The 18,347-nt window shown below is 65.9% G+C and carries 15 protein-coding genes; 4 read left to right on the top strand and 11 right to left on the bottom strand.

The window, feature by feature from the left end; translation table 11 throughout:
• Nucleotides 1-51 precede the first annotated feature (51 nt).
• Nucleotides 52-1,248, top strand: coding sequence for a sodium/glutamate symporter (gltS, locus tag BLQ58_RS02665; RefSeq protein WP_092594435.1), 1,197 nt, complete (start codon nt 52-54; stop codon nt 1,246-1,248).
• Nucleotides 1,249-1,371: 123 nt separating this feature from the next.
• Here gltS and ggt read toward each other — a convergent pair whose 3' ends face one another.
• Together ggt and BLQ58_RS02655 are read right to left on the bottom strand one after the other, a co-directional pair.
• The gene (gene ggt, locus BLQ58_RS02660; protein WP_092594433.1) at nt 1,372-2,997 is read right to left on the bottom strand and encodes a gamma-glutamyltransferase; all 1,626 of its coding nucleotides are present in this window, start codon (nt 2,995-2,997) and stop codon (nt 1,372-1,374) included.
• A gap of 84 nt (nt 2,998-3,081) precedes the next feature.
• On the bottom strand, nt 3,082-4,059 hold the full coding sequence (locus BLQ58_RS02655; RefSeq protein ID WP_092594431.1) for a Bug family tripartite tricarboxylate transporter substrate binding protein: 978 nt from the start codon (nt 4,057-4,059) through the stop codon (nt 3,082-3,084).
• A 166-nt stretch (nt 4,060-4,225) separates the two neighbouring features.
• Here BLQ58_RS02655 and BLQ58_RS02650 point away from each other — a divergent pair, with 166 nt between their 5' ends.
• On the top strand, nt 4,226-5,110 hold the full coding sequence (locus BLQ58_RS02650) for a LysR substrate-binding domain-containing protein (protein WP_092594429.1): 885 nt from the start codon (nt 4,226-4,228) through the stop codon (nt 5,108-5,110).
• 108 nt (nt 5,111-5,218) lie between these two features.
• On the opposite strand, the gene BLQ58_RS02645 is transcribed toward BLQ58_RS02650, so the two are convergent.
• Together BLQ58_RS02645 and BLQ58_RS02640 are read right to left on the bottom strand one after the other, a co-directional pair.
• Nucleotides 5,219-6,721 carry a tripartite tricarboxylate transporter permease gene (locus tag BLQ58_RS02645; RefSeq protein WP_092594427.1) on the bottom strand — a complete coding sequence of 501 codons (1,503 nt, stop codon included), beginning with the start codon at nt 6,719-6,721 and terminating at the stop codon, nt 5,219-5,221.
• A gap of 13 nt (nt 6,722-6,734) precedes the next feature.
• Nucleotides 6,735-7,196 carry a tripartite tricarboxylate transporter TctB family protein gene (locus BLQ58_RS02640; protein WP_092594425.1) on the bottom strand — a complete coding sequence of 154 codons (462 nt, stop codon included), beginning with the start codon at nt 7,194-7,196 and terminating at the stop codon, nt 6,735-6,737.
• Nucleotides 7,197-7,551: 355 nt separating this feature from the next.
• Between BLQ58_RS02640 and BLQ58_RS02635 the strand changes: the two genes are divergently transcribed.
• Nucleotides 7,552-9,360, top strand: coding sequence for a potassium/proton antiporter (locus BLQ58_RS02635; RefSeq protein ID WP_092594423.1), 1,809 nt, complete (start codon nt 7,552-7,554; stop codon nt 9,358-9,360).
• Here the strand turns inward: BLQ58_RS02635 and BLQ58_RS02630 are convergent.
• The 3 genes from BLQ58_RS02630 to BLQ58_RS02620 all read right to left on the bottom strand — a co-directional run bounded on the left by BLQ58_RS02630 (nt 9,332) and on the right by BLQ58_RS02620 (nt 12,296).
• Nucleotides 9,332-10,330 (bottom strand): Bug family tripartite tricarboxylate transporter substrate binding protein, encoded by a 999-nt coding sequence (locus tag BLQ58_RS02630; RefSeq protein WP_092594421.1) that lies wholly within the window; start codon nt 10,328-10,330, stop codon nt 9,332-9,334. The two genes, BLQ58_RS02635 and BLQ58_RS02630, sit on opposite strands and share 29 nt — an antisense overlap.
• A gap of 186 nt (nt 10,331-10,516) precedes the next feature.
• A complete protein-coding gene (locus BLQ58_RS02625; protein ID WP_092594419.1) occupies nt 10,517-10,972 on the bottom strand; it encodes a DUF2214 family protein in 456 nt (151 codons plus the stop codon).
• Between the two features lie 103 nt (nt 10,973-11,075).
• Nucleotides 11,076-12,296, bottom strand: coding sequence for a CaiB/BaiF CoA transferase family protein (locus tag BLQ58_RS02620; protein ID WP_092594418.1), 1,221 nt, complete (start codon nt 12,294-12,296; stop codon nt 11,076-11,078).
• 252 nt (nt 12,297-12,548) lie between these two features.
• Here BLQ58_RS02620 and alaS point away from each other — a divergent pair, with 252 nt between their 5' ends.
• The gene (alaS, locus tag BLQ58_RS02615; RefSeq protein ID WP_092594416.1) at nt 12,549-15,173 is read left to right on the top strand and encodes an alanine--tRNA ligase; all 2,625 of its coding nucleotides are present in this window, start codon (nt 12,549-12,551) and stop codon (nt 15,171-15,173) included.
• A 59-nt stretch (nt 15,174-15,232) separates the two neighbouring features.
• On the opposite strand, the gene BLQ58_RS29650 is transcribed toward alaS, so the two are convergent.
• The 4 genes from BLQ58_RS29650 to BLQ58_RS02600 form a co-directional block, all read right to left on the bottom strand.
• Nucleotides 15,233-15,364 (bottom strand): hypothetical protein, encoded by a 132-nt coding sequence (locus BLQ58_RS29650; protein ID WP_283780990.1) that lies wholly within the window; start codon nt 15,362-15,364, stop codon nt 15,233-15,235.
• A gap of 10 nt (nt 15,365-15,374) precedes the next feature.
• Nucleotides 15,375-15,851, bottom strand: a complete 477-nt coding sequence (locus tag BLQ58_RS02610; RefSeq protein WP_092594415.1) for a hypothetical protein — start codon at nt 15,849-15,851, stop codon at nt 15,375-15,377.
• A 136-nt stretch (nt 15,852-15,987) separates the two neighbouring features.
• Complete coding sequence (locus BLQ58_RS02605) at nt 15,988-16,743, bottom strand: slipin family protein (RefSeq protein WP_092594414.1); 756 nt, start codon at nt 16,741-16,743, stop codon at nt 15,988-15,990.
• Nucleotides 16,744-16,761: 18 nt separating this feature from the next.
• On the bottom strand, nt 16,762-18,219 hold the full coding sequence (locus BLQ58_RS02600) for an NfeD family protein (RefSeq protein WP_092594413.1): 1,458 nt from the start codon (nt 18,217-18,219) through the stop codon (nt 16,762-16,764).
• Nucleotides 18,220-18,347 lie beyond the last annotated feature (128 nt).

Raw genomic sequence — 18,347 nt, 5'->3', positions numbered from 1 at the left:
TTGGCGAGAGCGCGCCGGGCGCCAAGAATCGAGGTTTTTCGGTTGCTCGCCATGCTGGAACTCAACAACTACGAAACGCTCGTCGCGGCATCGCTGGTGCTGCTGGTCGGGCGCAAGCTGCTTCAGGTCACAACGCCGCTACGCACCTTCAATATTCCCGAGCCGGTCGTGGGCGGGCTGGTCGTGGCGTTATGCCTGGCCCTGGCCCGCTTTACCGCCGACGTGCAGGTGAAGTTCGATACCACCGCGCAGACGCCGCTGATGCTCGCCTTCTTCGCCACGCTTGGCCTGAGCGCCAACCTTGCCAGCCTGAAGCAGGGCGGCAAGTCGATCGGCATCTTCCTGGTCGCGGTGGCGGGCTTGCTGGTGATCCAGGACGCGATCGGCGTCGGGCTGGCCAGCGCGCTGGGCCTGCATCCGGCCACCGGCCTGCTGGCCGGGTCGATCGCGCTGTCGGGCGGGCACGGCACCAGCGCGGCCTGGGGCAAGACGTTCGTCGAGCAGTTCGGCATGTCGTACGCCACGGAGCTCGGCGTGGCGTGCGCCACGTTCGGCCTGGTGCTGGGCGGCCTGATCGGCGGCCCGGTGGCGCGCTACCTGCTGCGCAATGTGGCCAAGCCTGGCGTGGATGCCAGGGACGACCGCGTGCTCAACTTCGAGAGCCCCCAGGCAGTGCGGCCGATCACGGCATCGGCGCTGATCGAGACCCTGGCGCTGATCCTGGTCTGCCTGACCGCGGGGCAGGCGCTGGGCGACCTGTTCAAGGGCAGCTGGCTGGAACTGCCGACCTTCGTCTGGGTGCTATTTGTCGGGGTGCTGCTGCGCAACGGGCTGGCGTTGCTGGGCTGGTACACGGTGTTCGATCGCGCGCTGTCGGTGCTGGGCAACGTGAGCCTGTCGATGTTCCTGGCGATGGCGCTGATGAGCCTGCGCCTGTGGGAGCTGGCGTCGCTGGCGCTGCCGATGCTGCTGATCCTGCTGGTGCAGACCGGCGCCATGGCGGCCTATGCGATCTTCGTCACCTTCCGGGTCATGGGCCGCAACTACGATGCCGCCGTGCTGGCCGCGGGCCATTGCGGCTTCGGCCTTGGGGCCACGCCCACGGCCATCGCCAACATGCAGGCCATCACGGACCGCTACGGTCCGTCGCACCTCGCCTTTCTGATCGTGCCGATGGTGGGTGCCTTCTTCATCGATATCGTCAATGCCGTGGTCATCAAGCTGTTCCTGAGCCTGCCGGTCTACTGACGCCGCACGGGTACCGTGAGATAAAAAAGGCGCCACGGATTGCTCCGGTGGCGCCTCGCAGGACATCAACTACTGTGTTACGCACTGCGGTACTACGATATCAATCAGTCCCGCGGTGTTGCGTCAGAAGCCTACGGCCTGACCGTCGCGGCGGCTGTCGCTGGCGGCCACGTAGCCTTGCTCGGCGTCTTCCGACAGGCGCCAGATGAACTGGCCGGAACCGAAGTCCATATACGGGTCTTCCACCGACTTGAGCTTGTGGCCGCGGTCCTTCAGGCCGGCCACGGTGTTCGGGTCCATGGTGCCTTCAACGTCCAGCGTGAAGTCGCGGTTGACCTTCCAGCGCGGCGCGCAGCAAGCGGCCTGCGGCTGCTGGTTGTAGTCGAGCATGCGCACGACGGTCTGCAGATGGCCTTGCGGCTGCATGTCGCCGCCCATCACGCCGAAGCTCATCACGGGCTGGCCGTCCTTGGTCAGGAACGCCGGGATGATCGTGTGGAACGGGCGCTTGCCGCCTTCCACCACATTGGCCGACTTCGGGTCCATCGAGAAGCCCACGCCACGGTTTTGCAGGCTGATGCCGGTGCCCGGCACCACCACGCCTGAACCGAAACCCATGTAGTTCGACTGGATGAACGAGATCATCATGCCGTTCTCGTCGGCAGCGGTCAGGTAGATCGTGCCGCCCGTGCGCGGCATGCCGAAGTTGAAATGCGTGGCACGCTGCATGTCGATCAGCTTGGCGCGCGACTTCAGGTACGCGTCGTCCAGCATCTGCTCGGGGGTGACCTCCATGCTGCGCGGGTCGGCCACGTAGCGGTACAGGTCGGCAAAGGCCAGCTTCATCGCCTCGATCTGCAGGTGCTGCGAATCGACCGAATCCACGGGCAGCGCGCCCAGGTCGAACTGGTCCAGGATGCCCAGCGCCATCAACGCGGCAATGCCCTGGCCATTCGGCGGAATCTCATGGACGTCGTAGCCGCGATACGACTTGCTGATCGGCTTGACCCATTCGGGGCGATAGTTGCGCAGGTCGTCCAGCGACATCGCGGCGCCGCATTCCTTGCTGAAAGCGGCGATCTTTTCGGCGATCTCGCCTTCGTAGTAGGCGCGGCCCTTCGTGGCGCCGATCTTGCGCAGCGTCTCGGCGGCATTCTTGAACACGAACTTTTCACCCACGAGCGGCGCGCGGCCGTTGGGCATGAACGTGTCGGCAAAGCCCGGCTGGCTCTTGAGGTCCGGCACGGCGGCGGCCCACTTGTGCGCCACCACCGGCGGCACGGCGTAGCCGCGTTCGGCGATCTCGATGGCGGGCTCCATCAGGTCCTCGAACGGCAGCTTGCCGAATCGCTCGTGCAGCGCGGCCCAGCCGGCGATCACGCCCGGCACGGTCACCGAATCCCAGCCACGGATCGGCCGGTTTGCCAGTCCGTTGCCGTCCACGCCGTACTTGTTCTTGAAGTATTCGGGGCTCCAGGCCTTCGGGGCCACGCCCGACGAGTTCAGGCCATGCAGCTCCTTGCCATCCCAAAGGATCGCAAAGGCATCGCTGCCCAGCCCGCACGACACCGGTTCCACCAGCGTGATGGCTGCGGCAGCGGCGATGGCGGCATCCACGGCATTGCCGCCCTTGAGCAGCATGCGCAGCCCGGCCTGTGCGGCCAGCGGGTGCGAGGTCGATACCACGTTGCGCGCGAACAGCGGAATGCGCACGGTGGGATAGGGATTGGTCCAGTTGAAGTTCTGCATGGTGTCTCTCGTTACTGCCTGGTTGTCGTGCTTCGGCAGGGCGACGCCATTGTCGCCCGCTTGTCCTGCTTGTGCTGCTTGTGCTTAGTCGACCTGGATCTTGCGATCCTTGATCAGCTTGCCCCAGCGTGCGCTGTCCTTCTTCACCATCGCGGCAAACTGGGCCGGCGTGCCGCCGATGGGTTCGGCGCCCAGCTTGGCCAGACGGTCCTTCACGTCTTGCGACTGGATGGCCTTGTTGAACTCGGCATTCAGGCGGTTGACGATCTCGGGCGGCAGGCCCTTGGGACCATAGATGCCGAACCAGGTATCCGACTCAAAGCCCGGCAGGCCCGATTCGCTGGCGGTAGGCAGGTCCGGCGCAAGCGGCGAGCGTTTCAGGCTGGTCACGGCCAGCGCCTTGAGCTTGCCGTCCTTCACGTGCGGCATGCCGGACACGATGCTGTCGAACAGCACCTGCACCTTGTTCGAGATCAGGTCGGGCACGGCCAGCGCGGTGCCGCGATACGGGATGTGCGTGATGAACACGCCGGCCTGGGCTTTGAAGGCCTCGGCGGTCAGGTGGACCACGGTGCCATTGCCGCTCGACGCATAGTTCAGCTCGCCGGGATGCTTCTTGGCGTAATCGATCAGTTCCTTGACGTTCTTGACCGGCAGCTGGTTGGGCACCACAAGCACGTTGGTGGCGGTGGCTACCTGGCCGATCGGCGTGAAGTCGGTCTCGGTGTTGTATGGCAGATGCGTATTGATATACGGCCCGATCGAATGCGTGCTGGTGGTGGCGATCAGGATCGTGTAGCCGTCCGGCGCGGCCTTGGCGGCCATGTCCGAACCGATGGCGCCGCCGGCGCCAGGCCGGTTATCGACCACAATCTGCTGGCCCAGGTTCTGGCCTACCTTCTGGGCGATGGCCCGCGCCAGCAGGTCGGTGGCACCGCTGGCCGGAAACGGCACGATCAGGCGGATCGGCTTGCTGGGAAAGGTGTCGGCGTGCGACGGGGCGGCAGCAAGGGTCAGGCTCGTGGCAAGGCCGATGCCAAGATGGCGTAGCCAGGATTTCATGTTTTTGCGTCTCCGGGACGGATGGGTGCGACGTGGAACTGCGGCAGGAAAACACAAATTATTCCGCGCCCGCGTCCACAATGAAAGTTAATATTCCTTGCTTGATTGACAAGAAAATCTTGTGGATCGCCGCGATGCGATGTCCTCCTCCAACCATGCACCAACGATGAGCACGATTCGCTTCCTGAGAACCTTCGTCGCCGTGGCCGAATACGGGTCGTTTGCCGCCGCCGCCAGCCAGGTGGCCGTGACGCAGGCGGCAGTCAGTCTGCAGATGCGGTCGCTGGAGGAAGAGTTGCGTCGCGCGCTGTTCGACCGCAGCGGCCGGGTGGCCGTGCTCAATGCCGATGGCCGGGCGCTGCTGCCCCAGGCGCGCCGGCTGCTGGCACTCTACGACGACATGCGCGTGCCGCTGGCCGACACCGAAGCCATGGCGGGCGCGGTAGCAGTGGGGGCGGTGGTCTCCGTCATGGGCGGGCTGTCGCATGTGGTAGCGCAGATGAAGCGGACGTACCCGGCGCTCGATGTCAGGCTGATCGGCGCCAAGTCGTTCGAACTGGCCGCCATGGTGGAGAGCGGCGAGCTTGACGCCGCCTTTGTCGTGGAGGGCTCGGCCCGCCTGGCCGGCACGCTGCACTGGACCCCGCTGTATGAAGAGCCACTTGTGGCGATTGCATCACGTGGAAGTCAGGGCGACGATGCGCGCCAGGCACTCGCTTCCAACCCGTTCCTGCGCTTCGACCGCAGCCAGCGCACGGGCGCGCTGGTGGAACGCGCGTTGCGCCGCGCTCATCTTCGCACCAACGAATACCTGGAGCTGAACTCGATCGAGGCGCTGGTGGAACTGGTGCGGCAGGAGGTGGGCGTGACCGTGGTGCCGCTGCTCAAGCGTGCCCGCTGGCGCGACGACCGTGCGCTGCGCATCCTTCCCTTGCGGGCTGGCGGCGAACCCACCGTGCGCACCATCGGCATGCTGGAGCGCCGCGATCACGGCCGCGTGCATGTGACCGAAGCGATCCGCACCGCCTGCGCGGCCCTGTTCGGCGACTGAGGGCCGGGACGCGCCAGCCCGGGGAACGCCAGGCAAGCGTCAAGAGACACGCCAAAAGAAAAAGGGCGCCGCAGGGGCGCCCTCTCTACATGCAGCGGGGAAACGTCCTTACTCTTCCTGGAACGCTTCTTCGCGCTTCGCCTTGATCGACGGCATGGCCACGATCGCCACCAGGACCGCTGCGGCGATCAGCAGGCCCAGCGACAGCGGACGCGTCACGAACACGCTGAAGTCACCACGCGACAGCAGCAGCGAGCGGCGGAAGTTTTCTTCCATCATCGGTCCCAGCACGAAGCCCAGCAGCAGCGGTGCCGGTTCGCAGCGCAGCTTGATGAACAGGTAGCCGATGATACCGAAGGCCGCGGTCTGGAACACGTCGAACGTGGTGTTCTGGACCGAGTACACGCCGATGCAGCAGAACGTCAGGATGGCCGGGTACAGGTAACGGTACGGCACCTTCAGCAGCTTCACCCAGATACCGATCATCGGCAGGTTCAGGACGATCAGGATCAGGTTGCCCAGCCACATCGAGGCGATCAGGCCCCAGAACAGCGCGGGGTTGCTGGTCATCACCTGCGGGCCCGGCTGGATGTTGTGGATGGTCATCGCACCCACCATCAGCGCCATCACGGCGTTCGGCGGGATACCCAGGGTCAGCAGCGGAATGAACGACGTCTGTGCCGCGGCGTTGTTGGCCGATTCCGGACCTGCCACGCCTTCGATGGCGCCCTTGCCGAACTCGTGCGCGAACTTCGAGGTCTTCTTTTCCAGCGAGTAGGCTGCAAACGAAGCCAGTGCCGCACCGCCGCCCGGCAGGATACCCAGCGCCGAACCCAGGGCCGTGCCACGCAGCACGGCAGGGATCATGCGCTTGAAGTCTTCCTTGGTCGGGAACAGGTTGGTCACGTGATCGGTGAAGGTCTCGCGGGCTTCCTTCTGCTCAAGGTTCGCGATGATTTCCGCGAAGCCGAACACACCCATGGCCACCGACACGAAGTTCAGGCCGTCAGTCAGCTCCGGCACGTCGAACGAGAAGCGCGCCGCCCCCGAGTTCACGTCGGTACCGACGAGACCGAGCAGCAGGCCCAGCACGATCATCGAAATCGCCTTGACCAGCGAGCCCGAAGCCAGCACCACGGCACCGATCAGGCCCAGCACCATCAGCGAGAAGTACTCGGCGGGGCCGAACTTGAACGCCAGTTCCGACAGCGGGGCCGCGAAAGCGGCCAGGATCAGCGTGGCCACGCAGCCGGCGAAGAACGAACCGATACCGGCTGTGGCCAACGCCACGCCAGCGCGGCCGCGCCGTGCCATCTGGTAGCCGTCGATGGTGGTCACCACCGACGACGATTCGCCGGGCAGGTTCACCAGGATGGCGGTGGTGGAGCCGCCGTACTGGGCGCCATAGTAGATACCGGCCAGCATGATCAGCGCGGCCACGGGGGGCAGCGTGTAGGTCACGGGCAGCAGCATCGCGATGGTGGCCAGCGGGCCCAGGCCCGGCAGCACGCCGATCAGCGTCCCGAGCACGCAGCCCAGGAACGCGTAGGCGATGTTCTGGAAGGACAGGGCGGTCGAAAAGCCCAGTCCGAGGTTGGCTAACAGTTCCATGAGGGCGGGCTCCTTAGCTTGCCAGGAAAGCCGGCCACACCGGCATCTGCAGGTTGATGCCGTACACGAACGCGCCCATGCTGATCAGCACCAGCACGATCGCATTGAGGACAGCACCCTTCCAGCTGAATTCGTGACTGGCCATCGAGGAGACCAGCACCAGTACCACGACCGACAACACCATGCCCAGCGGCTTGAGCAGCAGGCCGAACAGCACCACCGAACCCAGGATCCACAGCAGGATCTTCAGGTCCCAGCGGGCCAGGTGATCTTCTTCCGCCTTGGAAGACAGCGAGCCCCACAGTACCAGCGCGCCCAGAATGGCGAGCACGATGCCGAGCCAGAACGGGAAGTATCCCGGTCCCATCTTGGCGGCTGTTCCCATGGAATAGCCACGGGCGACGAAGGAAAAGCCCAATCCGACCAGGATGAACATCAGGCCGGAGGCAAAGTCCTTTTGGCTACGTATGCGCAAAATGATTCTCCTCGATATGACACAGCTTTGACTGCTTGAAATCGTCGCGACGAGGGCTACCCCGATCGCGGCAGGGTGGAAGGTAAAAGCGCATCCTTTCAGCTACCTTTCATATGTCTGCATAAAGTGGCAACCTCAGGGTATGTCCCTACGCAGACGTCTGAAAGCGTTCGGTAAGTCGTTGACGATGCAAGGAAAAGTGCAGGGAATACGCGGATGGAAGGCGTAGCCGAGCGGTGCCGCGCCGGACGGAAACGGACAGACCCGCGGCGCGCGGCCACCTATGATCGAAAGCTGGAGTGAAAGCTTTCGCATGGCCTGACCCCCCGACAAGAACCAAGGACAGGAGGCCCGCTTGGAAGCCATCGACCATGCCATCCTGATCGGCGCCCTGGTGATGACGCTGGGCATCCTGCTCGGGGTGTTCTCGGCCCGCTTCGGTGTGCCGTTCCTGCTGGTGTTCCTGGGTGTGGGGATGGCCGCCGGGGTGGACGGCCCGGGCGGCATCCGCTTTTCCAATACCTGGCTCAGCTTCCTGGTCGGCAATATCGCGCTGGCCGTGATCCTGCTCGACGGCGGGCTGCGCACGCGCTTTGCCACGTTCCGGGTGGCGCTGAAGCCGTCGCTGTCGCTGGCCACCGTGGGCGTGGCGTTGACCGCCGTACTGGTGGGATTGTTTGCAACATGGATACTGGGCATCGACTGGAAGCTCGGGCTGTTGCTGGGCGCCATCGTCGGGTCCACCGACGCGGCCGCCGTGTTCTCGCTGCTCAACAGCAGCGGCATCCGGCTCAAGGACCGCGTGGCCAGCGTGCTCGAGATCGAATCGGGCATCAACGACCCAATGGCCATCTTCCTGACCCTGACACTGATCGAATGGATCACCGCGCCGCAGGGCCTGTCGCCCGGCGCGCTGGGCCTGCGGCTGCTGGTGCAGTTCGGCGTCGGCGGCGTGCTGGGCGGCGGGCTGGGCTATTGCATGGCCCATGTGATGGAGCGCGTCAATGTGGCCGAGGGCCTGCAGGCCATCCTGATCTGCTCCGGCGGCTGCATGATCTGGGCCATCGTCCAGTCATTCGGCGGCAGCGGCTTTCTGGCCGTCTATCTGGTCGGGATGATGGTCGGCAACCGCGACCGCGCCGTCAGCGAGGACGTCATGCGTGCCATGGACGGCATGGCCTGGCTGGCGCAATCCGCCATGTTCCTCCTGCTGGGGCTGCTGGTGACGCCGCACCGGATCTGGGATATCGCCGTACCAGCCCTGGCGCTGGCGGGATTTCTGATGTGCGTGGCGCGGCCCGTGGCCGTTTTTGTCTCCTTGCTGCCGTTCCGGTTCAGCCCGCGCGAAAAGGGCTTCCTGGCCTGGATAGGCCTGCGCGGCGCGGTGCCGATCGTGCTGTCGCTATTCCCGCTGCTGCAGGGCATGGAGGATGCCGGGCTGCTGTTTCGGGTGGCATTCGCCGTGGTGCTGGCCAGCCTGCTGTGTCAGGGCACCACGGTGGCGCTGGCGGCGCGGCTGGCGCGTGTGCTGCGGCCGGCCTACGACGAGCCGCTGTCGCGCGAGCGCCTGCGCGGCGTTCGCGCGCCGGGCATGGAGATGATGCAGTTCGTGGTGGCGCCCAATTCGCCGATGGAAGACCTGCGCGCGGACCAGGCCGAACTGCCGTCGCGCAGCCGGCTGGTGACCGTGGCCCGCGAAGGCACGCTGGTGCCGCTGGACCAGGCGGTGCTGCGCGCAGGCGATATCGTGACGATCCTGGCGCCAAGCCCGGCCATGCCGCGCCTGTCGCGCCTGTTCCTGAAGCCGGCCACGCCGCCGGCGTGGGATCAGGTGGCGCATGACTTCCTGCTCGACGGCCAGGCCAGGCTGGCCGACGTGGCGGCACTCTACGCCACGCGACCGCTGCAGGCGGCCCAGCAGGAAAAGACGCTGGAGGAAGGAATGCTGGCGGTGTTTCCGTCGCCGCCAGTGGAGGGCGATGCGGTGGAGATCGCCGGTTTGCGGCTGACCGTGACCCGCATGGAGGGGCCGCGCATCGCGCAGGTAGGGCTGCTGCTGCCGCGCAACGCGGCCGAAGACGCCAGGGACGGCAAGGACCGCATCTGGCGCCTGCGCGACAAGGCGCGCGGATCGCTTAGTCGACCTTCGCGCCGGAAACCTTGACCACCTGGCCGTACTTCTTCAGTTCACGCTGGATCAGCGCGCCGAACTGCTCGGGGGTGGTGGGCGCCGGCTGGGCGCCGATGCGTGCGAGGCGCGCCTTCATGTCGTCGGTCTTCAGGATGGCGACGATGTCGTGATTGAGGCGGTCCACGATATCGCGCGGCGTGCCCGCCGGCGCCAGGACACCAAACCACGTGGAGATGTCGAAGCCTTCCAGCCCCAGCCCCTTGCCGGCTTCGGCAATGGTCGGCAGTTCGGGGAACGACGCGGCACGGCTGGCCGTGGTCACGGCAAAGGCCTTGAGCTTGCCGGCCTTGATGTTGGCCGATGCCGATGCCAGGTTGTCGAAGATCAGGTCGGTCTGGCCCGACAGCACCGACATCTGCGCGGGCGATGCCCCGTTGTACGGGATGTGGACCATGCTCACGTGCGCCATGCTCTTGAACAGCTCACCCGACAGGTGGCCGGCGCTGCCATTGCCGCCCGACGCGTAGTCGAGCTTGCCCGGGTGCTTGCGCGCGTATTCCACCAGGTCGCGCACGTTGTTGATGTGCAGTTCGGCGGCCTTGCCGGGGTGCATCACCAGTACGTTCGGCACGTCGGCCACCAGCGTGACCGGGGCGAAATCCTTGACCGGGTCGTACGGCATCTTCGTGAACAGCGTGGGGTTGATGGCGTGCGTGGCCACGGCGCCCATCACGATCGTGTAGCCGTCGGCCGGCTGCTTGGCCACGTAGTCGGCCCCCAGGTTGCCGCCGGCGCCGGGTTTGTTTTCCACAACCACGGGCTGGCCCAGGCTGTCGCGCAGCTTTTCGCCGATGGCGCGCGCCACGGTGTCCAGCGGGCCGCCGGCCGGGTAGGGCACCACGAAGCGGATCGGCTTGGTCGGCCAGTTGGCAGGGGCGGCGTGGGCAGGGACGGCCAGCGCCGTGGTGACGGCCAGCGCGGCCGTGAGCAGGGTCTTCAGCATGTCAGACGTGGAAAAGGATGGGAATCTGTAAGCCGGCACGTACAGTGCGCGTCGGCGGTATGGGTTGGACCAGAAGGCGTCAGCGGGATGAATTGAAGCGGTTCTGGCCAGGCGCGCGGCCGCAGACAGTACTGGTGGGACGGCAATGGCCGCGCCACGACGCCAGAATCATTCTGCCAGTGCCTCCTAGCGGATGCCGATGCCTCGCGCCATCATCACCGCGCACAGCGGCAGCAGGATTACCAGATGCGCTTCGATCATCACCCAGCGGCGGGCCTTCCTGATCTCTGCCGGCGTCGGCACGAAGTCGGGCAGCCGTTTTGCCTGCTTGCGCCATCCGGCAAAGGTGAAGGTGGGTGGCAGCGAGCATAGCGCGATGACGACGAACACGGTCATCTTGGCGTGGAACCACGGGTTGTGGATATAGAAATCCACGCCCTTGGCGCCATAGAACAGGCGCAGCAGGCCGGTGGCCAGCGTTGCCATGGCCGACAGGAAATAGACGAAATCGTAGATCGACAGGCGGCGGACGGCGGCCGGTGTCATGTCCGGACGCAGGACCACGGCTTCGGCGGCCATCAGCGTAATCAGCACGAAGATGGCAGTGAAGTGCAGGAACGCGAGCAGGGCATCGGTCAGCATGCATTCTCCTAAGGATGGAAAAACGTCATGATCACCGGCCCGCGCGCCCGCCAGAGGCAGGCGCGGTCAAGGTCTGGTCAGTTTCAGACGGATCTGGTCCGCGTCAGACCACACCCTTGGCACGCAGGGCGGCGATTTGTTCGGCACTGTAGCCGAGTGTCTCGTCCAGCACCACATCGGTGTGCTCCCCGAGCAACGGCGGGTGGCGCAGCGCCTCGGGGGGCGTGGCGCTCATCTTCATCGGGCTGCCCACCAGCTTGACCGTACCGCCCGTGGGGTGGGGCAAGTCCACGCGCAGGCCGCGCGCCACCACCTGTTCGTTCTCGAAGACCTCGTCGAGCGTGTTGATCGGACCGCACGGCACGCCGGCGCGCTCCAGGTCCAGGATCCACTGCTCGCGCGTGCGCGGCAGCACCATCTCGGCCAGGATCGGCACCAGCGCGTCGCGGTGCGCCACGCGCTGCGGGTTGGTGGCAAAGCGCGGATCGTCGGCCAGCTCGGGGCGGCCGCCGGCGGTCACGAACTTGCGGAACTGGCCGTCGTTGCCCACGGCCACGATGATCCAGCCATCCGCGGCGTGGAAGGTCTGGTAGGGGACGATGTTCGGGTGGGCGTTGCCCCACCGCTTGGGTGCCACGCCGCTGGCCAGGTAGTTGGTATTCATGTTGGCCAGCATCGACACCTGCACGTCCAGCAGGGCCATGTCGATGTACTGGCCTTCGCCCGTGCGGTCGCGGTGGGACAGCGCGGCCAGCACGGCAATGGTGGCGTACTGGCCGGTCATCAGGTCGGAAATCGCCACGCCGGCCTTTTGCGGGCCGCCGCCAGGCAGGTCGTCGCGCTCGCCGGTCAGGCTCATGAAGCCGCCCATGCCCTGGATGATGAAGTCGTAGCCGGGGCGCTGGGCGTACGGGCCGGTCTGGCCGAAGCCGGTGACCGAGCAGTAGATGATGTCCGGCTTGACCGCCTTGAGCGATTCGTAATCGAGGCCATACTTCTTCAGTTGGCCGACCTTGTAGTTTTCCAGCACCACGTCGCTCTGGGCGGCCAGGTCGCGCACCAGCTGCTGGCCTTCGGGCGTGCTGATGTCACAGGTCACCGACCGCTTGTTGCGGTTGGCGGCCAGGTAGTAGGCGGCCTCGGCCGTGTCGCGCCCATCGGGCGTCTTGAGCCAGGGCGGGCCCCAGATGCGGGTGTCGTCGCCAGCGCCCGGGCGCTCGATCTTGATCACGTCGGCGCCGAAATCGGCAAGATTCTGGGCGCACCAGGGCCCGGCGAGCACGCGGGTCAGGTCGAGGACGCGGAGATGGCTTAAGGCTCCCATGGCGGTGACGGCTGGCAGTTCTGAGGAGCCAGCACTCTATCACCGGCCAACCGGGCCGATGCCTCGGGCCGGTGCGCCGGCCGGTGTTCCGTGGGCGATAACCGGACAGGCGGCGCCGTGGCGGTGCCCGGCCCCAACAAGGGGGCGGCGCGCCAGTGCCCCGGGACGGGGCTTCCCCGTATAATCAACGGTTTGCAAATCCAACCTGACTGCCTGCGTCCTGCCACGACGCGCCGAGGCGCCCGATACAACATGAAAGTCTCCGACATTCGCAGCAAGTTCCTGCAGTTCTACGAGTCGAAGGACCATACCGTGGTCCGCTCGTCCAGCCTGGTGCCGGCGAACGACCCGACCCTGCTGTTCACCAATTCGGGCATGGTGCAGTTCAAGGACGTGTTCCTGGGCACCGACAAGCGCCCGTACTCGCGCGCCACGTCGTCGCAACGCTCGGTCCGGGCCGGCGGCAAGCACAACGACCTGGAAAATGTGGGGTACACCGCACGTCACCACACGTTCTTCGAAATGCTGGGCAATTTTTCGTTCGGCGACTATTTCAAGCGCGATGCCATCCAGTACGCCTGGGAACTGCTGACCAAGGTTTACCAGTTGCCGGCCGACAAGCTGTGGGTGACCGTGTACGCCGAGGACGACGAGGCCTACGACATCTGGGCCAAGGAAGTGGGCGTGCCGACCGACCGCATCGTGCGCATCGGCGACAACAAGGGCGCACGCTACGCGTCGGACAACTTCTGGCAGATGGCCGACACCGGCCCCTGCGGCCCGTGTTCGGAAATCTTCTATGACCACGGCCCGGAAGTCTGGGGCGGCCCGCCGGGATCGCCCGAGGAAGACGGCGACCGCTACATCGAGATCTGGAACCTCGTGTTCATGCAGTTCAATCGCGACGAGCAGGGCAACATGACGCGCCTGCCCAAGCCGTGCGTGGACACCGGCATGGGCCTGGAGCGGATTGCCGCGGTGCTGCAGCACGTGCACAGCAACTATGAGATCGACCTGTTCCAGGCGCTGATCAAGGCCGCCGGCCGCGAAACGCATATCGCCGACCTGAACCAGAATTCGCTGAAGGTCATTGCCGACCATATCCGCGCGTGCTCGTTCCTGATCGTCGACGGCGTGATTCCGGGCAACGAAGGCCGCGGCTACGTGCTGCGCCGTATCGTGCGCCGCGCGATCCGTCACGGCTACAAGCTCGGCCAGAAGACGCCGTTCTTCCACAAGCTGGTGCCGGACCTGGTGGCGCAGATGGGCGAAGCCTATCCGGAACTGGCCGAAGCCCAGAACCGTGTGGTGGAAGTGCTCAAGGCCGAGGAAGAGCGTTTCTTCGAGACCATCGAGAACGGCATGTCGATCCTGGACGGCGCCGTGGCCGATCTGAAGGCTAAGGGCGGCAAGGTGCTGGACGGCGAACTGGCGTTCAAGCTGCACGATACGTTCGGCTTCCCGCTCGACCTGACGCAGGACGTGGCGCGCGAACAGGAAATCACCGTTGACGAGGCCGCCTTCGACGCCGCGATGACGCGCCAGCGCGAGCAGGCTCGTGCCGCCGGCAAGTTCAAGATGGCTGCCGGCCTGGAGTACACGGGTGACAAGACGGTGTTCCATGGCTACGACGCCCTGAGCATGGAAGGCGTCAGCGTGACCGCGCTGTATGTCGATGGCGCTTCCGTCGATACGATGCAGCCGGGCCAGACGGGCGTGGTGGTGCTGGACAACACGCCGTTCTACGCCGAATCCGGTGGCCAGGTTGGCGACCAGGGCACGCTTGTGTCGGGCCCGGCCGTGTTCACCGTGGCCGATACCACCAAGATCCAGGCCGACGTGTTCGGCCACCAGGGCACGCTGGCCAACGGCGCGCTGAAGGTGGGCGACAAGGTTGCGGCACAGGTGGACGCCGTGCGCCGCGCGCGCACCGTGCGCAACCACTCGGCCACCCACCTGATGCACAAGGCCCTGCGCGAAGTGCTGGGCACCCACGTGCAGCAGAAGGGCTCGCTGGTCGATCCGGACAAGACGCGTTTCGACTTCTCGCACAACGCCCCGGTGACCGATGACCAGATCCGCCAGATCGAGGAAATCGTCAACGCCGAGATCCTGGCCAACGCGCCCACCGTCGCCGCCGTCATGCCGTTCGACGACGCCGTGAAGAGCGGTGCCATGGCTCTGTTCGGCGAGAAGTACGCCGACGACGTGCGCGTGCTGTCGATCGGCACGTCGAAGGAACTGTGCGGCGGCACCCATGTGACGCGCACCGGCGATATCGGCCTGTTCAAGATCGTCGTGGAAGCCGGCGTGGCCGCAGGTATCCGCCGCGTGGAAGCCATTACTGGCGACAATGCGCTGCATTACCTGCAATCGCTCGACGCCCGCCTGAACGAAGCGGCTGCCGCGTTGCGTGCGCAGCCGTCGGAACTGGTGCCGCGTATCGGCCAGGTGCAGGACCAGGTCCGCGCGCTGGAAAAGGAACTGGAAAAGCTCAAGAGCAAGCTGGCTTCGTCGCAGGGCGATGAGCTTGCATCGCAGGCCGTGGACATCAAGGGCCTGAAGGTGCTGGCTGCCCAGCTGGAAGGCGCCGACGTGAAGACGCTGCGCGAAACGATGGACAAGCTCAAGGACAAGCTCCAGAGCGCCGCCATCGTGCTGGCCGCCGTCGCCGACGGCAAGGTCAGCCTGATCGCGGGCGTGACTGCCGATGCCACGTCGAAGGTCAAGGCCGGCGAACTCGTCAACTTCGTCGCCCAGCAGGTGGGCGGCAAGGGCGGCGGCCGACCGGACATGGCCCAGGCCGGCGGCACCGACCCGACGGGTCTGCCGAAGGCCCTGGCCGGCGTGACGGAATGGGTGTCCGCCAAGGTCTGATGCCCGACTGCCTGAAGCTGCCGTGAAGGAAACGCCTGCGAAAGCAGGCGTTTTTTTCGTTACAGGTCCGCGAACAGGGCTATCAGGATGAAAGGCGCGATGCCGAGTGTCAGGAAGACGATGGACACCGGAATCATGATCTTGGCCTGGAATTCGCGGTCGGTGAAGAATCTGGTCAGGAAGCGTTCCATGGTGATCTCCTTACAGGTGAACGAGTGAAGTCTGAAGTGGAGCGGCCTGCGCGAGGGTGGGCAGAATCAGCATCGTGTAGCCGAAGTAGTGGGCCGCTGCGCTCGCGGCTGTGACAATCAAGGACAGGACGAGCGGCCATTTCGGCGCCGCGGCGCCCGGGGCGGCAAGGCTTGCCTCGACAGCGCCAAGGAGCACCAGCACTGCGGCGAACACGATGAGCGCCACATGGGCGGTCAGCGCGGTCCACATCCATTGGCTGCGGATGTCATTGATGCCCAGGTGTTGGGCGAGCAGGTAGCAGGCGCTCGCGCTCATCGGGATCGCGGTCCAGAGCAACTGCCCGTTCTGGACGGCGCGCATGACGACGCCACGGCTGCGCTGGCGCAAGGCCCTTGGAATCTTGATGAGCGGCAGGAGCGCCAGCGGCGCCAGCAACGGAATGGCAATGTTGAACACGAACCAGCCGAACAGTGCGAAGTCCCTCATGTATTGGCCTCGATGGAATGGATCGAGGCCTATCGTAGGCGTCGTCAGCGCCTGTGCAAATGAGACAGATCTGAACTTCAGGGCTGGTAGTCAGCTTGCTTGTCCGCCATCAATCCTGCCGAACACGTGTCCGCGCCTACTTCCCCCCACCCCCCGTCAGTGTCGACACGATATCGATCGGTAACGGAAACACGATCGTCGAACTCTTGTCGCCCGCGATCTGCGTCAGCGTCTGCAGGTAGCGCAGCTGCATGGCCTGGGGCTGGCGCGCCAGCATCCGGGCGGCTTCAAGCAGCTTTTCCGATGCCTGGAGCTCGCCTTCGGCATGAATGATCTTGGCGCGCCGCTCGCGCTCGGCTTCGGCCTGGCGGGCGATGGCGCGCACCATCGACTCGTTCAGGTCGACGTGCTTGATCTCGACAGTCGATACCTTGATGCCCCAGGCATCGGTCTGGGCATCGAGCACCTTCTGGATATCGAGGTTGAGCTTCTCTCGCTCGGCCAGCATCTCGTCGAGTTCGTGCTTGCCCAGCACCGAGCGCAGCGTGGTCTGCGCCAGCTGGCTGGTGGCTTCCAGGAAGTTGGCCACCTGGATGATGGCGCGCTCCGGGTCCACCACGCGGAAGTACACCACCGCGTTGACCTTGACCGACACGTTGTCGTGCGAGATCACGTCCTGTGGCGGCACGTCCAGGACGACGGTGCGCAGGTCCACGCGAACCATCTGCTGCACGGCCGGAATGATCAGCACCAGGCCGGGGCCCTTGACGCGCCAGAAGCGGCCCAGCATGAACACCACCCCCCGTTCATACTCGCGCAGCACGCGGAAGGCAGACACCACCAGCAGCACGAGCAGGAAGACCAGTCCACCGAAGCTGAATCCGAATGCCATGTCGGGCTCCTTGTTGTGTCAGGCATCGTGAATCGAAGTGACATCCAGCACCAGGCCGTGACGGCCGGTCACGCGCACGGCATCGCCGCGTGCCAGCGGGCGGTTGCTGCGGATGCGCCATTGTTCGCCGCGGACCATCGCCCAACTGTCGGTCGGGTCGGTCGGGTCGGTCTCCGTGTCCGTCACCACGACGCCGACGCTGCCCACCAGCGTGTCGGCCCCGCTGACCACGGGCCGCCGCCGCGCCCGCAGCAGCAGCGCGGACATGCCGAACAGGAATACTGCCGAAATGCCGGACAGCGCGGCAATCAGCGAAAGCGGCACGCCGAAGCCCGGCACGTCGGTGTCGATCAGCATCACCGCCCCAAACGCGAACGCAATGATGCCGCCCACGCCCACGGCGCCGAACGTCGGCAGGAACACCTCGGCCACCATGCACCCCACGCCGAACGCGATCAGCGCGAGCCCGGCGTAGTTGATGGGCAGCATCTGCAGCGCGAACAGGCCCAGCAGCAGGCAGATCGCCCCGGCGATGCCAGGGATCACCATGCCAGGCGTGGAAAATTCGAAGATCAGCCCGTAGATGCCGATCATCATCAGGATCAGGGCCACGCTAGGGTCGGTGATGACCGCCAGCAGCCGGCTGCGCCAGTCGGGTTCCAGCGTGACGATGGGCGCGCCGGCCGTATGCAGTGTGCGCGTGGCGCCTGCGGCCTCGACCTGCCGGCCGTCCAGTTGCCGGAGCAGGGCGGGCAGGTCGGGCGCCACCAGATCGGCCACCTTCTGCGCGACTGCTTCGTCAGCGGACAGGCTCACCGCTTCGCGGACTGCCCGTTCGCCCCATTCGGCATTGCGGTGCCGCAACTGCGCCAAACCGCGGATATAGGCCGATGCGTCGTGCATCTGCTTGCGCGTCATGGTGTCTTCGCCGGCCGGGGCGCTGGCAGGCGCCGATGCCGGGGCAGGGGCGGCCTCGGGCCTCGGTCCGCCGATGCCGATGGCCACCGGGCTGGCCGCGCCCAGGTTCGTGCCGGGCGCCATGGCGGCGACATGGCTGGCATAGAGGATGTAGGTGCCGGCGCTGGCCGCGCGTGCGCCGCCTGGATAGACGTACGTGGCCACGGGCACCGCCGACGCCAGGATGGCCTGGATGATGTCGCGCATCGATTTGTCGAGGCCGCCGGGTGTGTCCATTTCCAGCACGATCAGCTGGGCGCCCTGCTTGCGGGCGCGCTCGATGCTGCGCACGGCGAAACTGGCGCTGGCGGGGCTGATGGCGCCCTGCACCGGGACGACGTAGACCGGGGCCACGGACGACGCCATGACCGATATCGCCCGCTCGGGAGCGGCCCGCTGGGCAAGCGCGCCGGAGACCGTCAGCAATAACAGGCTCACGCAGGCCAGCGCGAGTCCATGCGACCAGTGCCAGTGGCCGGCAGGCGGCGGTGGCCGGTGTAACGCATATGCGTGTGTCATGGCGGTGCGCGGCCCGCCGTGAATGCCGTGGCCGCGCCACTTTCAGTGTAGGCGACCGGCCACATCCTGCAGGGCGAAGCGAAGGCGCACGCCTCAGCCAGGCGGCCGCATGCTCAGGCCACCCCAGC

It is taken from the genome of Ralstonia sp. 25mfcol4.1 (assembly GCF_900104095.1).
Classification (GTDB): domain Bacteria; phylum Pseudomonadota; class Gammaproteobacteria; order Burkholderiales; family Burkholderiaceae; genus Cupriavidus.
This window is presented reverse-complemented; position numbering and strand designations above follow the sequence as displayed.

Bases quoted from the DNA above. Each gene is read 5' to 3' on its own strand.
- BLQ58_RS02630 (WP_092594421.1), bottom strand. From the start codon at position 10,330: ATGCTGAAGACCCTGCTCACGGCCGCGCTGGCCGTCACCACGGCGCTG.
- BLQ58_RS02625 (WP_092594419.1), bottom strand. From the start codon at position 10,972: ATGCTGACCGATGCCCTGCTCGCGTTCCTGCACTTCACTGCCATCTTC.
- BLQ58_RS02650 (WP_092594429.1), top strand. From the start codon at position 4,226: ATGAGCACGATTCGCTTCCTGAGAACCTTCGTCGCCGTGGCCGAATAC.
- BLQ58_RS02600 (WP_092594413.1), bottom strand. From the start codon at position 18,219: ATGACACACGCATATGCGTTACACCGGCCACCGCCGCCTGCCGGCCAC.
- BLQ58_RS02645 (WP_092594427.1), bottom strand. From the start codon at position 6,721: ATGGAACTGTTAGCCAACCTCGGACTGGGCTTTTCGACCGCCCTGTCC.
- BLQ58_RS02620 (WP_092594418.1), bottom strand. From the start codon at position 12,296: ATGGGAGCCTTAAGCCATCTCCGCGTCCTCGACCTGACCCGCGTGCTC.
- gltS (WP_092594435.1), top strand. From the start codon at position 52: ATGCTGGAACTCAACAACTACGAAACGCTCGTCGCGGCATCGCTGGTG.
- BLQ58_RS02605 (WP_092594414.1), bottom strand. From the start codon at position 16,743: ATGGCATTCGGATTCAGCTTCGGTGGACTGGTCTTCCTGCTCGTGCTG.
- BLQ58_RS02655 (WP_092594431.1), bottom strand. From the start codon at position 4,059: ATGAAATCCTGGCTACGCCATCTTGGCATCGGCCTTGCCACGAGCCTG.
- BLQ58_RS02610 (WP_092594415.1), bottom strand. From the start codon at position 15,851: ATGAGGGACTTCGCACTGTTCGGCTGGTTCGTGTTCAACATTGCCATT.
- alaS (WP_092594416.1), top strand. From the start codon at position 12,549: ATGAAAGTCTCCGACATTCGCAGCAAGTTCCTGCAGTTCTACGAGTCG.
- ggt (WP_092594433.1), bottom strand. From the start codon at position 2,997: ATGCAGAACTTCAACTGGACCAATCCCTATCCCACCGTGCGCATTCCG.
- BLQ58_RS29650 (WP_283780990.1), bottom strand. From the start codon at position 15,364: ATGGAACGCTTCCTGACCAGATTCTTCACCGACCGCGAATTCCAGGCC.